The 14,040-nt window shown below is 41.5% G+C and carries 11 protein-coding genes; 10 read left to right on the forward strand and 1 reads right to left on the reverse strand.

Going from position 1 to position 14,040, the window contains the following annotated elements:
• The first annotated feature begins 77 nt into the window (after positions 1-77).
• The 5 genes from cdaA (at position 78) to MKY50_RS01245 (ending at position 6,134) form a co-directional block, all read left to right on the forward strand.
• Complete coding sequence (gene cdaA / locus MKY50_RS01225; protein WP_003223651.1) at positions 78-899, forward strand: diadenylate cyclase CdaA; 822 nt, start codon at positions 78-80, stop codon at positions 897-899.
• A complete protein-coding gene (cdaR, locus tag MKY50_RS01230) occupies positions 892-2,346 on the forward strand; it encodes a CdaA regulatory protein CdaR (RefSeq protein ID WP_131227045.1) in 1,455 nt (484 codons plus the stop codon). The genes cdaA and cdaR overlap by 8 nt, the downstream gene beginning before the upstream one ends.
• Positions 2,347-2,364: 18 nt before the next feature.
• On the forward strand, positions 2,365-3,711 hold the full coding sequence (glmM, locus tag MKY50_RS01235) for a phosphoglucosamine mutase (RefSeq protein WP_014478651.1): 1,347 nt from the start codon (positions 2,365-2,367) through the stop codon (positions 3,709-3,711).
• A gap of 433 nt (positions 3,712-4,144) precedes the next feature.
• Positions 4,145-5,947 carry a glutamine--fructose-6-phosphate transaminase (isomerizing) gene (glmS, locus tag MKY50_RS01240; RefSeq protein ID WP_015252962.1) on the forward strand — a complete coding sequence of 601 codons (1,803 nt, stop codon included), beginning with the start codon at positions 4,145-4,147 and terminating at the stop codon, positions 5,945-5,947.
• Positions 5,948-5,993: 46 nt separating this feature from the next.
• A complete protein-coding gene (locus tag MKY50_RS01245; RefSeq protein ID WP_129010101.1) occupies positions 5,994-6,134 on the forward strand; it encodes a hypothetical protein in 141 nt (46 codons plus the stop codon).
• A 265-nt stretch (positions 6,135-6,399) separates the two neighbouring features.
• Here MKY50_RS01245 and alkA read toward each other — a convergent pair whose 3' ends face one another.
• On the reverse strand, positions 6,400-7,311 hold the full coding sequence (gene alkA / locus MKY50_RS01250) for a DNA-3-methyladenine glycosidase II (protein WP_341116034.1): 912 nt from the start codon (positions 7,309-7,311) through the stop codon (positions 6,400-6,402).
• Positions 7,312-7,583: 272 nt separating this feature from the next.
• Between alkA and adaA the strand changes: the two genes are divergently transcribed.
• From adaA to MKY50_RS01275, 5 genes are all read left to right on the forward strand, one after another.
• Positions 7,584-8,219, forward strand: coding sequence for a bifunctional transcriptional activator/DNA repair enzyme AdaA (gene adaA, locus MKY50_RS01255; RefSeq protein WP_069322324.1), 636 nt, complete (start codon positions 7,584-7,586; stop codon positions 8,217-8,219).
• On the forward strand, positions 8,206-8,745 hold the full coding sequence (gene adaB / locus MKY50_RS01260) for a methylated-DNA--[protein]-cysteine S-methyltransferase (protein ID WP_029317265.1): 540 nt from the start codon (positions 8,206-8,208) through the stop codon (positions 8,743-8,745). The genes adaA and adaB overlap by 14 nt, the downstream gene beginning before the upstream one ends.
• Before the next feature lie 518 nt (positions 8,746-9,263).
• Complete coding sequence (locus tag MKY50_RS01265; RefSeq protein WP_116316294.1) at positions 9,264-10,781, forward strand: NADH dehydrogenase subunit 5; 1,518 nt, start codon at positions 9,264-9,266, stop codon at positions 10,779-10,781.
• Positions 10,782-10,795: 14 nt separating this feature from the next.
• Positions 10,796-13,408: a DUF2309 domain-containing protein gene (locus tag MKY50_RS01270; RefSeq protein WP_341116035.1), complete on the forward strand. Its 2,613-nt coding sequence runs from the start codon at positions 10,796-10,798 to the stop codon at positions 13,406-13,408.
• Between the two features lie 76 nt (positions 13,409-13,484).
• The gene (locus tag MKY50_RS01275) at positions 13,485-14,012 is read left to right on the forward strand and encodes a carbonic anhydrase (protein WP_100506624.1); all 528 of its coding nucleotides are present in this window, start codon (positions 13,485-13,487) and stop codon (positions 14,010-14,012) included.
• Positions 14,013-14,040: the final 28 nt, after the last annotated feature.

A 14,040-nucleotide genomic window follows, 5' to 3' on the forward strand; every position in this document is an offset into this window, starting at 1 on the left:
GCTCGCTATGTAAAGTACATATGCGTAACACGTAAAACACAAAATACGAAATGACTGAAATCTTGGAGGACGAGGAAATGGCTTTTGAGGATATCCCTTTTTTGCAGTACCTCGGCAATGCCGTTGATATTCTCCTTGTTTGGTATGTGATATATAAATTGATTATGGTGATACGCGGCACGAAAGCGGTTCAGCTGTTAAAAGGAATTGTAGTCATCGTGCTTGTTCGTATGGCCAGCCAATATTTGGGCCTCAGCACACTTCAATGGCTGATGGACCAAGCGATAACATGGGGATTTTTAGCAATTATTATTATTTTTCAGCCTGAGCTGAGAAGAGCGCTTGAACAGCTAGGCCGCGGCCGCTTTTTTTCGAGGAGCGGCACGCCTGTTGAAGAAGCGCAGCAGAAAACGATTGAGGCCATTACAAAAGCGATCAATTATATGGCGAAACGCCGTATAGGCGCCCTGCTGACCATTGAGCGGGATACTGGAATGGGGGATTATATTGAGACCGGCATACCACTAAATGCCAAAGTCAGCTCTGAGCTGCTGATAAATATTTTTATTCCAAACACCCCGCTTCATGACGGTGCGGTGATTATGAAAAATAATGAAATTGCCGCGGCCGCCTGTTATCTGCCGCTTTCTGAGAGCCCGTTTATTTCAAAGGAACTGGGCACGCGGCACAGAGCAGCTGTCGGTATCAGTGAAGTAACAGACAGTTTGACGATTATTGTGTCTGAAGAGACCGGCGGCGTCAGTGTGGCAAAGAACGGCGACCTTCACAGAGAGCTGACAGAAGAAGCGCTGAAAGAAATGCTTGAAGCCGAGTTTAAGAAAAACACCAGAGACACTTCTTCTAACCGCTGGTATTGGAGGGGCAAGAAAAATGGATAAATTCTTAAACAACCGCTGGGCTGTGAAAATCATTGCTCTGCTTTTCGCGCTCTTGCTTTATGTGGCGGTTAACAGCAACCAAGCACCGACTCCGAAAAAACCGGGTGAATCTTTCTTTCCGACATCAACAACAGATGAAGCAACTCTGACTGATATTCCGGTTAAAGCGTATTATGATGATGAAAATTACGTCGTGACGGGTGTTCCGCAAACGGTTAATGTCACGATAAAAGGCTCGACAAGCGCCGTGAAAAAGGCTCGGCAGACCAAGAACTTTGAAATATATGCTGATATGGAACATTTGAAAACCGGCACACATAAGGTTGAGCTTAAGGCCAAAAACGTGTCGGATGGGCTGACAATCTCAATTAATCCGTCTGTTACGACAGTGACCATTCAGGAACGGACGACCAAAAGTTTTCCCGTAGAAGTGGAGTACTACAACAAAAGCAAGATGAAAAAAGGCTATTCTCCGGAGCAGCCGATTGTCAGTCCGAAAAATGTGCAGATTACCGGATCGAAAAATGTCATCGATAATATTTCTCTTGTAAAAGCTTCAGTGAATTTGGAAAACGCAGATGAAACGATTGAAAAGGAAGCGAAAGTGACTGTCTATGATAAAGACGGAAACGCGCTTCCTGTCGACGTGGAGCCCTCGGTCATCAAGATTACCGTTCCGGTGACAAGCCCGAGTAAAAAAGTGCCCTTTAAAATTGAACGGACAGGAAGCCTTCCTGACGGTGTCAGCATAGCGAATATTGAATCCAGCCCCAGTGAGGTAACGGTTTACGGCTCACAGGATGTGTTGGATTCTCTTGAATTTATTGACGGCGTCAGCTTAGATTTAAGTAAAATTAACAAGGATTCCGATATCGAGGCAGATATTCCGCTTCCTGACGGTGTCAAAAAAATCTCACCGTCAAAGGTGACTTTGCATATAGAAGTCGATAGTGAAGCGGATCAGAAGTTCGAGAATGTCCCTATCAAGACTGTAGGGCTGAGCAGCTCACAAAACATTGAATTTCTTGATCCTGAATCACAAGCGATAGATGTAACGGCTAAAGGCTCTCCCACGAATATAAAAAAGCTGAAAAAATCAGATATTGAATTGTATGTGAATGTTTCAGATTTAGAGGACGGGGAGCATAGCGTGAAGCTTGAAGTGAACGGGCCACAGAATGTAACTTGGTCCTTGGGGCGGAAAAACGCCAAAATCAAGCTGACGTCTAAGAAAAGCAATACATCAACGAATGATAACAGCAGCAATACATCAGGGAACCAGGATGACACAGATAAACAAACAAATGATCAAAAGAACAATCAGCAAGAAGATACAAAGAACACTGATAAAAACAACAACGATCAAAACCAAGACGAAAATAAAGATCAAAACCAAGATCAGGATGAGGATGAATCCACTGCGAATTCACAATCCTCATCGGAATAAAAAAGGAGCGATTATAAAATGGGCAAGTATTTTGGAACAGACGGTGTAAGAGGTGTCGCCAATAGTGAGCTTACACCTGAGCTGGCCTTTAAAGTCGGACGTTTCGGCGGTTATGTGCTGACAAAAGACAAACAACGTCCAAAAGTGCTGATAGGCCGCGATACACGCATCTCCGGCCATATGCTGGAGGGAGCCCTTGTCGCCGGACTTTTATCCATTGGCGCAGAAGTCATGCGTCTGGGCGTCATTTCTACACCAGGTGTATCTTATTTGACAAAAGCGATGGATGCAGAGGCGGGCGTCATGATTTCCGCTTCTCATAACCCAGTGCAGGATAACGGCATCAAATTCTTTGGGGGAGATGGATTTAAGCTTTCTGATGAACAAGAGGCTGAAATTGAGCGCCTGATGGACGAACCTGAGGATAAGCTGCCAAGACCTGTCGGAGCAGACCTTGGACTTGTAAACGATTATTTTGAAGGCGGACAAAAATATCTGCAATTCTTAAAACAGACAGCTGATGAAGATTTCACAGGCATTCATGTGGCATTGGACTGTGCCCATGGCGCAACGTCATCCTTGGCGACACACCTGTTTGCTGATTTAGATGCAGATGTTTCTACAATGGGAACTTCCCCGAACGGATTAAACATTAATGACGGCGTCGGTTCGACTCATCCCGAAGCGCTCAGCGCGTTTGTCAAAGAGAAAAACGCGGATCTCGGCCTTGCATTCGACGGTGACGGCGACCGCCTGATTGCTGTCGATGAAAAAGGAAATATTGTAGACGGCGACCAAATCATGTACATATGCTCAAAACACCTGAAATCAGAGGGCCGTTTAAAGGATGATACTTTGGTTTCAACCGTGATGAGCAACCTCGGCTTCTATAAGGCGCTCGAAAAAGAAGGCATCAAAAGCGTACAGACAGCTGTCGGCGACCGCTACGTAGTAGAAGCAATGAAAAAAGACGGCTACAACGTCGGCGGAGAGCAGTCAGGACATCTTATTTTCCTTGATTACAACACGACAGGGGACGGATTATTGTCTGCTATTATGCTGATGAACACTTTGAAAGCCACAGGCAAGCCACTGTCAGAGCTTGCAGCTGAAATGCAGAAGTTCCCGCAGCTGTTAGTCAATGTGAGAGTGACTGATAAATATAAAGTTGAAGAAAATGAAAAAGTAAAAGCAGTTATTTCTGAAGTTGAAAAAGAAATGAACGGCGACGGCCGGATTTTGGTGCGCCCTTCAGGAACTGAACCGCTCGTCCGTGTCATGGCTGAAGCGAAGACGAAAGAGCTGTGCGATGAGTATGTCAATCGCATTGTTGAAGTCGTCCGGTCAGAAATGGGATTAGAGTAACGAAGTCTATTATCAGAGAGTGAACAAGACAAGCGAGGTTTACATAAGATAATTGTGAGACATACGGCAAAGTTGTTTAAAAAACAATTGACCGTTTATGCCACATGTTGTAAAATCAAGCTTGTCTTGTTCTTATTTTCTCAATAGGAAAAGAAGACGGGATTATTGCTTTACCTATAATTATAGCGCCCGAACTAAGCGCCCGGAAAAAGGCTTAGTTGACGAGGATGGAGGTTATCGAATTTTCGGCGGATGCCTCCCGGCTGAGTGTGCAGATCACAGCCGTAAGGATTTCTTCAAACCAAGGGGGTGACTCCTTGAACAAAGAGAAATCACATGATCTTCCAAAAAACATGTAGGAGGGGACGATTGAAAGTCCCCTTGAAATTTGACTTTCTTCGTCTCCTTTTACAATCTTAGGAGGAAGAAAAATATGTGTGGAATCGTAGGTTATATCGGTCAGCTTGATGCGAAGGAAATTTTATTAAAAGGGTTAGAGAAGCTTGAGTATCGCGGTTATGACTCTGCTGGTATTGCTGTTGCCAACGAACAGGGAATCCATGTGTTCAAAGAAAAAGGACGCATTGCAGATCTTCGTGAAGTTGTGGATGCCAATGTAGAAGCGAAAGCCGGAATTGGGCATACTCGCTGGGCGACACACGGCGAACCAAGCTATCTGAACGCTCACCCGCATCAAAGCGCACTGGGCCGCTTTACACTTGTTCACAACGGCGTGATCGAGAACTATGTTCAGCTGAAGCAAGAGTATTTGCAAGATGTAGAGCTCAAAAGTGACACCGATACAGAAGTAGTCGTTCAAGTAATCGAGCAATTCGTCAATGGAGGACTTGAGACAGAAGAAGCGTTCCGCAAAACACTTACACTGTTAAAAGGCTCTTATGCAATTGCTTTATTCGATAACGACAACAGAGAAACGATTTTTGTAGCGAAAAACAAAAGCCCTCTATTAGTAGGTCTTGGAGATACATTCAACGTCGTAGCATCTGATGCGATGGCGATGCTTCAAGTAACCAACGAATACGTAGAGCTGATGGATAAAGAAATGGTTATCGTCACTGATGACCAAGTTGTCATCAAAAACCTTGATGGTGACGTGATTACACGTGCGTCTTATATTGCTGAGCTTGATGCCAGTGATATCGAAAAAGGCACGTACCCTCACTACATGTTGAAAGAAACGGATGAGCAGCCTGTTGTTATGCGCAAAATCATCCAAACGTATCAAGATGAAAACGGCAAGCTGTCTGTGCCTGGCGATATCGCTGCCGCTGTAGCGGAAGCGGACCGCATCTATATCATTGGCTGCGGAACAAGCTACCATGCAGGACTTGTCGGTAAACAATATATTGAAATGTGGGCAAACGTGCCGGTTGAAGTGCATGTAGCGAGTGAATTCTCCTACAACATGCCGCTTCTGTCTAAGAAACCGCTCTTCATTTTCCTTTCTCAAAGCGGAGAAACAGCAGACAGCCGCGCGGTTCTCGTTCAAGTCAAAGCGCTCGGACACAAAGCCCTGACAATCACAAACGTACCTGGATCAACGCTTTCTCGTGAAGCTGACTATACATTGCTGCTTCATGCAGGCCCTGAGATCGCTGTTGCGTCAACGAAAGCATACACTGCACAAATTGCAGTTCTTGCGGTTCTTGCTTCTGTGGCTGCTGACAAAAACGGCATCGATATCGGATTTGACCTCGTCAAAGAACTCGGTATCGCTGCAAACGCAATGGAAGCTCTATGCGACCAGAAAGACGAAATGGAAATGATCGCCCGTGAATACCTGACTGTATCCAGAAACGCTTTCTTCATCGGACGCGGCCTTGACTACTTCGTATGTGTCGAAGGCGCACTGAAGCTGAAAGAGATTTCTTACATCCAGGCAGAAGGTTTTGCCGGCGGTGAGCTAAAGCACGGAACGATTGCCTTGATCGAACAAGGAACACCAGTATTCGCACTGGCAACTCAAGAGCACGTAAACCTAAGCATCCGCGGAAACGTCAAAGAAGTTGCCGCTCGCGGAGCAAACACATGCATCATCTCACTGAAAGGCCTAGACGATGCGGATGACAGATTCGTACTGCCGGAAGTAAACCCAGCGCTTGCTCCGTTGGTATCTGTTGTTCCATTGCAGCTGATCGCTTACTATGCTGCACTGCATCGCGGCTGTGATGTTGATAAACCGCGTAACCTTGCGAAGAGTGTTACTGTGGAGTAATAAATGTTTAACCCCTTTGGATAAGATTATCTAAAGGGGTGTTTTTATGTCCAAAAGAGAAAGAACGTCTACAGTGGAAAAATGGATTAAAGAAGTTGATGGTACTGGACCCGACTATCGATCGACCATGGCTATAGATTTAAGATGTTTCCTCATTAGGTCGGTCAATCAGGTTAAAAGGCATTAAGACTTTTGCCTAACTGAGTTTTCTAATGTTAATACAGATATAAGAGAGCAGTTCCTCATTATGATACGCTTTTGATAGCAGTTGGAATAAAGCATGCTAGAAATCCGAAAACCGGAGAGCCTATTGGAATGATAACGTGTTTTTTTATTGTCAATTAATAAAGGCAAAAGAATTCTAGAAGTCGCACTTACAATGTACTTGTGAGATTAGGTTTTAAAGTTCATCCTTTTTTTATTGAGTACATTCCGGTTTAAGTTGAAATGATTCAGTAAAGGACACGCCATAAATAAAAGGTAGCGTATGACTCCCATTTTTTCCATGAAAACGATATTTCTAAGATTTCATCTTTCGTAGGCTTTCGATTCATATTACGTAATATTTTTATCGAACGAATTAGACACACATCATCGATTGGAAAAGCTGTCGGGAACCTAAGGCAGCGCATTAGAACATAATTGGCTGTCCAAGGACCGATTCCTCGTATTTTAATTAAGTTTTTTTCAGCATCTTTAAAGTTCATTTTCATTAATTTTTCCCTCGATAATTCTCCACTTGCCATTAATCTGGCTATTCCAATGATATATTCACTTTTTTTTACCGTCATTTTAATATCTGCCAGGTCGGTAGGGGTTAACCGTGCAATTCGTTCGTACGGTGGGAACACCCAATACTTTTTACCATTCCATTCAATAGAATCGCCAAATGCTTCTACAAATTGCTTCTTTAAGGAGTACGCGAAGGCTAAGTTAATTTGTTGTCCTAAAACTCCCCAACATAAAGCTTCAAATAAATCGGGAATGCCGATCACTCGCAACCCATAAAATTTTCGGGCAGGCATTTTAAGTAATGGATCTGCTTTTGCCATTTCATAAAATGGAGTTAAATCGTTATCAAGATCAAACCATTCATGAATATATTTTACAATCTCTTCCCGTTTCCACTGCTCAACAGGTCTAGAATCGTTTAGGAATTGAACAATCATTTGTTTATTATTGATTACGCTTACCTGCACTAAGGACCGAATTTCCCCAATGGCTATAACTTTTGTAATGGTATTGTTCTCTATTTCATACATGCATTCATTTTTTTCCCTGGTTAGGTAGCCTAGGTTCGCATTCATGTCGAAAATTTCAGGTAATGTAATGACAATAACATCATTGACTTCATGCCATGCCACTTTTTCATTCTCCTTATCTTAAATAATTATAAGAAAACTCACGCTGGTTGAAATTAGTTTATCACATAATCATCTTTACTCATTTTGTTATCTTGCTATTACATTCTAACCATCTTATTTTTTTCTATTTATGAGGTTATAGTGTAGTTATCAAGAATGCTAAACGGGAGTAGATAAAAATGGCCCAAGATATAAAAAACGCGTGTCGAAAATTTAAATTGGGATTCAATTCAAAATGAATTAGATGAGCCATGTAAGGAGAGGTGAGATAAATGCCGGATAGTATCAATAACGGACATAAAGAGAGCCATGATCATAGAATTTCGAATGATGTAGAAATGATAACAGATGAAAAGTGGCAAGCAATTATAAATAATGATGCAGCGTACAATAATCAATTTTTCTACGCTGTTAAATCGACAGGGATATTCTGTAAACCATCCTGTAAATCTCGCGTTCCGAAAAAAGAAAATGTATGCATTTTTCCAAACGCAGAACAAGCTCTCCGCGCAAATTTTCGCCCTTGTAAACGTTGCAAGCCCACTAATGAAAAAATGCCTGATAGCGAGTGGGTTGATTTAATTACTGAATACATTGATAAAAATTTCACAGAAAAATTAACGCTAGAATCGTTAGCAGATATTTGTCATGGGAGTCCGTATCATATGCATCGAACATTTAAAAAGATTAAAGGCATTACGCTGGTTGAGTATATACAACAAGTTAGAGTACACGCGGCTAAAAAGAATTTGATTCAGACAAATAAATCGATTGGAGATATCGCTATATGTGTGGGTATAGCTAACGCGCCTTATTTTATTACTTTATTTAAAAAGAAAACTGGACAGACACCAGCACAATTTCGTCAAATGAGTAAAATGGAGGAAACGTACAATGGAAACAAATAAACCAACCCTTTATTGGTCTTTACTAATGTTCAAGAATTGGAATTTTTATATTGCTTCAACTTTAAAGGGGCTTGTGTTTGTAGGTTCACAGAACAAACCAATCGAGGAATTGTTCGAATGGGCTAGGAAACGCTTTCCGGGAAGTCTTCTTGTTGAAGATGATGATAAGCTTGAACCCTATGCCGTTGAAATCACTCAATATCTAGAAGGAAAGCGGAAAAACTTTACTGTTCCAGTTGAGTACGCCGGTACGCAATTTCAGCTAGCCGTCTGGAATGCACTTTGTGAAATTCCTTATGGACAGACGAAATCCTATTCCGACATTGCAAATGATATAAATAAACCAGCAGCTGTTCGTGCTGTAGGTGCGGCTATTGGGGCTAATCCGGTATTAATTACTGTACCGTGCCATCGTGTAATAGGAAAGAATGGCTCATTAACTGGCTTTCGGGGCGGATTCGAAATGAAGACACTGCTCCTCGATCTGGAAAAGCGAGCTTCATCTGAAATGGATGTTCCTCATTGAAAGTGAATCATCTATAATGGGTTGGATTCTTTTAGAGGAAAGTAAAGACCAGTTTACTGATAAACTTGACAACTTTTAAAATTTAGCATATCTTATACGTAACTTAATAATCGATGCAGATGTTTATTTTTCCTTTTAAAATATTTAGGCCTTTAGCATTCTTTTCATATTTAATTTTAAATATTGATAGGATGAAAAAGTATCCTAATAAAAAAGGAAGAGAACATGAGTCGATTTATTTGATAATCAGGACTATATTAAAGGAAATGAAAACATAGCATAAAGTAAAGACCAATAATAAGGTAGCACTTCAAAAAACTTCGCTGAAGTTAGTTGAAGTGAAGCCGACAATTTTCAGGATTCAATGATCTAACATAATCATTGAAATTTTGAAGTTGTCGGCTTTTTTGTTGGAAAAAAATAGAGATAAATAAAAATTGAAATAAATAATAGACAAATATGATCTGATTGAAAGGTCTTTTGAACAATAATGAGTTTTAAAAAAGGGAGAATTTAGAATGTTAGTTTCGCTGAGTTTGTCATCATTATTAACATTATTTTTTATTATGCTTATGGCTTCTGGGATAAGTGGACTATTGTTTTTACATCCGCGAGTACCCTTGAGTTTTGTTCGCATTCATATTGGGATCTTGGCTTTACCACTTTTGGTTTCCTTACTGATTCTTGCCAATAGTGGTGTGAGTGGAAATGTTGGCCCTTGGCACTTAGATTCCTTAGCTTGTTTAATGACTTTCTTTGTTCTTGCAATTGGATTCATCATTCAGCGTTTTTCTGTACGTTACTTAATGGGGGATCGATCTTATCGAAAATATTTTACGCTTTTTACTTTCACAACAGGTGCTGCTTCAATGACATGGTTAAGTGGCGATCTCCGCTTGATGGTTCTATTTTGGGGAGCAACTCTTGTTGGTTTAACCTTACTTATTAGGTTAAACAGTGCTTGGCAAGTGGCTAGTGAAGCAGCCAAGGTTTCTGGCCGCTTATTTTTGTTAAGTTGGTTTTCTCTGTTTTTCGCAATGATGTGGCTTTTTCATGCCACAGGTCAATGGCAGTTATCATTGGTTGTAACAAATGAAAGTTTAGCTGGGCTGGGAGAATGGGAGAGAACAGGGATTCAGCTATTGATTGTACTGGCGGTGATCATTCCTGCAGCTCAATGGCCATTCCAAAGATGGTTGGTTGAGTCTATTGTTGCTCCAACCCCTGTTTCTGCAATTATGCATGCAGGTTTAGTAAATGCTGGAGGAATAATACTAACTCGATTTTCACCTCTATTTCATGGTGGTATCGCTTCGATTATCTTACTTCTGCTTGCTGGCATTTCTGTATTGATTGGAACTGGAATTAGTTTAGTCCAGGTTGATTATAAACGCCAGTTAGTAGGCTCCACGATTGGACAAATGGGGTTTATGCTCATTCAGTGTGCATTAGGCGCCTATATAGCAGCCATTATTCATCTTATTTTACATGGTTTATTCAAGGCTACGTTGTTTCTACAAGCTGGTTCAGCAGTAGGGCGTCATGAAGTATCGGCTCGTACTAATGAAAGAACATCCTATTTATGGGTCATGGCTGGTCGGATTTTATCCTTAGTTATAGGTGTTGCTTTTTGGCTCACTGCTCCTGGAGAGGGATATCAATTCATTAGTGCGCTGATCTTAGGGTGGTCATTGTCCGTTTCTTGGACTCAGCTTGTCGCTTTTGGAGAGGGCCGAATTGGCCGAATTGCCGGCTTAACTGTTTTAGGAGGAGCAGCCCTCGTATATTTTATCATTCATAACCTTTTCTATAAGTGGCTGCATACAACCATTTTTCAAAGTGTTCAACCTCCAATGTCAGCTGTCATGATTGTCGTATGTCTCTTACTCTTTGGCAGTGCTTTAGGTACGTGGGTTGCTCGTCATCGTTCTTCCGTTTTTTTCGCGGTACTCTATCTTTGGTTAGTCCGATTAGGTGAAGCAAAACCAAAGTCAGTAGAGAGTCACCCAGACTACCTTAAACAATATATTTCATAAGGAGCTAATCTGAGATGGGCATTACATCCGTATTAACGAAAGATAATGTAAAAAAGATAGATACAGATATTGATGTTCAAGAAAGGGATCTTAACGTTTTCATTACATCTGCCAGCCGAGTGATTGCGCCACTTTGGCCTATTTCTACATTTGCTGCACGTAATCCGTGGATGGGACTTGAAAACCAACCTTTTGATCAGGTTGCAAGTTGGTTGAAAAACACTCGCGATGTTGATATATACCCTAGTGCGTCTATGATCCGTTCAGCAAAGAATAAAGGTGAGATTGATGAAGATTTTGTGGAAATGGGGCTGCAGCGTTGGCTTGATTCACATTCCTATCACATTCCACGGGACGTGGCAGAGCGATTTTGTCATGCTGCATTAAAGTTAGATCCCCTGCCTTCCGACCTTTTATCATCACATGAGCTGGAGAAATTAGTAGGTGAATGTAGTGGATTGGATCATATCGAGAATGTGTTTATGCAGCCACTAAGTTCGTATATAGAGAATCAAGATGGTGAAAGGCTAGTCAATATACTAGATCATCATGTCATTAAATGGAGTAAATTATATCTTGATGACTCTCAAGCAGGCTGGACAATGCCTAATCGTGAGGAAGGTTTCTATCGTGCTTGGCAGCATCTCATTCAATATGATCCAGCACTTAGTAAAAAGCAGCGAGAAAGGTTAAAAGGTTGGCCGAAAGAGGCACATTTGGCTTTACAAGAAGCCTTATTCGCACTAGAAATCCCAGAGTCAGAAATCCAGACTTATCTTGAAGGTCATTTACTTTCATTACCTGGATGGGCAGGGATGATGCTTTGGCGCTCCCAGCAATCGAGCCACGAACATGCACTCCTAACAGAATACTTAGCGGTTCGAATATCCATGGAGTGGGCTCTTATAAAGCCATACTTACCTTTGAATGAACGATCTAAGAAAACAATTTCAATTGCTCCCCTTATAGCAGCTTGGATTCATTGGGGTGGGCTTACATTAGAAGAATGGTCACAGATGACGGCCATTGAACAAAACGAATATTTATCATTTGCCTACAGCTTTGATGAGAAACTTCGCAAGAAACTTTGGTTAGAAGCTTGGGAACAAACGTACACTGATCGATTAAGCCAGAAGATCATCTCGAAACAACGTGAAACCGGCGGTGAAAAATCTGCATTAGCTCAATTAGCATTCTGCATCGATGTACGATCAGAACCTTTTCGTCGTCAACTAGAAAAAGAAGGCCCGTTTGAAACGATTGGTATTGCTGGTTTCTTCGGGGTGCCGATTGCAACTTGTGAACTTGGCAGTAAACACAGTCATGCTTCCTTGCCGATCATACAAAAACCGCAAAATAAAATAAAAGAGTTCGCAGATGAGGATGTATTCAAAAAATACAATCAACGGAAGCAAGCAATTCATTCTTTAAGCCATACCTTTAAAACGATGAAGCAGAATGCGCTTTCGAGCTTACTACTGCCTGAGCTAAGTGGACCTTGGCTTACTCTGCAAATGGCAGCACGTAGCTTTGTGCCAAGAAAGGCGGGTCGTTTCATTCGTAATCTCCGTGAGGCTTGGTTGCGCAAACCTGATACAAAACTCTCGCTTCATCATGATACTACAGAGGCAGAAATACCTGTGGGTTTTACTGATGAAGAAAAAGTGAACTATGCTCGCCAAGCATTAAAAATGATGGGGTTAACAGAAAACATCGCACCCTTGGTCGTGATCTGCGGGCATGGCAGTCAAAGCACTAATAATCCTTATTCCGCAGCCCTTGATTGTGGTGCCTGCGGTGGAGCGGCCGGTGGATTCAATGCTAGAGTTTTAGCTGCTTTATGTAATCTATCAGAGGTACGAGAAGCTCTTTTAACTGAAGGAATTAAAATCCCTGAGGATACGGTTTTTGCAGCAGCTGAACATAATACAACGGTGGATGAATTACATTGGCTTTATGTACCAGAGCTTTCCGAAGCTGCACAAGAAGCATTTGAACAAATTGAAGCTGTTATGCCGAAAGTGAGACATCATGTAAACGCAGAACGTCTAGCCCAATTACCGAATTTCCAATCGAAGCTAAAAAATCCGAAGGCTGAGGCAAACCGATTTGCGGAAGATTGGAGTGAGATACGTCCGGAATGGGGACTGGCTCGTAATGCCGCTTTTATTATCGGTAAACGTGAACTAACTCAGGATTGTGATTTGGAAGGCAGAGCCTTTCTCCATAATTATGATTGGAAGCAGGATGAAAGCGGTGAACTCCTAGCAAATATTATTGCAGGACCTGGTACTGTAGCCCAATGGATTAATTTACAATATTACGCATCAACGGTAGCGCCTCATTATTATGGCAGCGGAAATAAAGCAACTCAAACCGTTACTGCAGGTCTCGGCGTTATGCAGGGGAATGCAAGCGACTTGTTAGCCGGACTGCCTTGGCAATCCGTCATGGAATCAGATCACGAGGCCTATCATTCTCCTCTTCGTTTATTGATACTCATCCAAGCACCTAGAGAATATGTAGAACGGTTATTAAATCATGACTCAGCATTTCTGCAAAAAGTTCAAAATGGATGGGTCCGACTGGCTAATATTGATCCAGAAGGATGTTGGGAAAGCTGGTAATGATGAATCTAAGCATTTATCAAATGGATTTGTTATTCAAAATAAAAATGATAAACATAAGGAAGAGGTGTGCTGTATGAATGTAAACCAAAATAAAAAAGTATTATTTTTGACGGATATTGAAAACGGTTTGGAGCCTATTTTACAAGAAGCGACTAACACTTCTGCAGAGAATATGTTGACTATACAAAGCTATGGTGCCAGTATTTCACATCCTTATGGAGAAATCATGAGGTCTGTTATTTTTGCGATTTACCAGGAAGATGTTGAGGAGATTTTTGTAGTAGGAACAAAAGATAAGAAGACTTCCGCAGGTAATGGACTAACTCAACTTGAAACAATGAAAGATAAAATACAAACATTGGATTATCTGTTTCAAAATTGCAAGCCTGAATTTTTAGGTGGTACGGTCGATGAATGGCTAAATGAAAATAGCAGTGACACCATTGAAAAAAGTGTTGATATGATTCGACATCATCCCCTAGTGCCGTCATATGTTAAAGTTAGAGGTTTATTCGTTCATCATAAGGATGGAAAACCCTCAATCGTGGAGGTTCCTGATGTTAAAACAGGTCAAGCCTTACCTGATCATTGCTTGTCATGATGAAATGCAGGTTTAACTTCTAAACGCA

The sequence above is a fragment of the Bacillus sp. FSL R7-0685 genome, from assembly GCF_038002425.1.
In the GTDB taxonomy this organism is placed as follows: domain Bacteria; phylum Bacillota; class Bacilli; order Bacillales; family Bacillaceae; genus Bacillus; species Bacillus subtilis.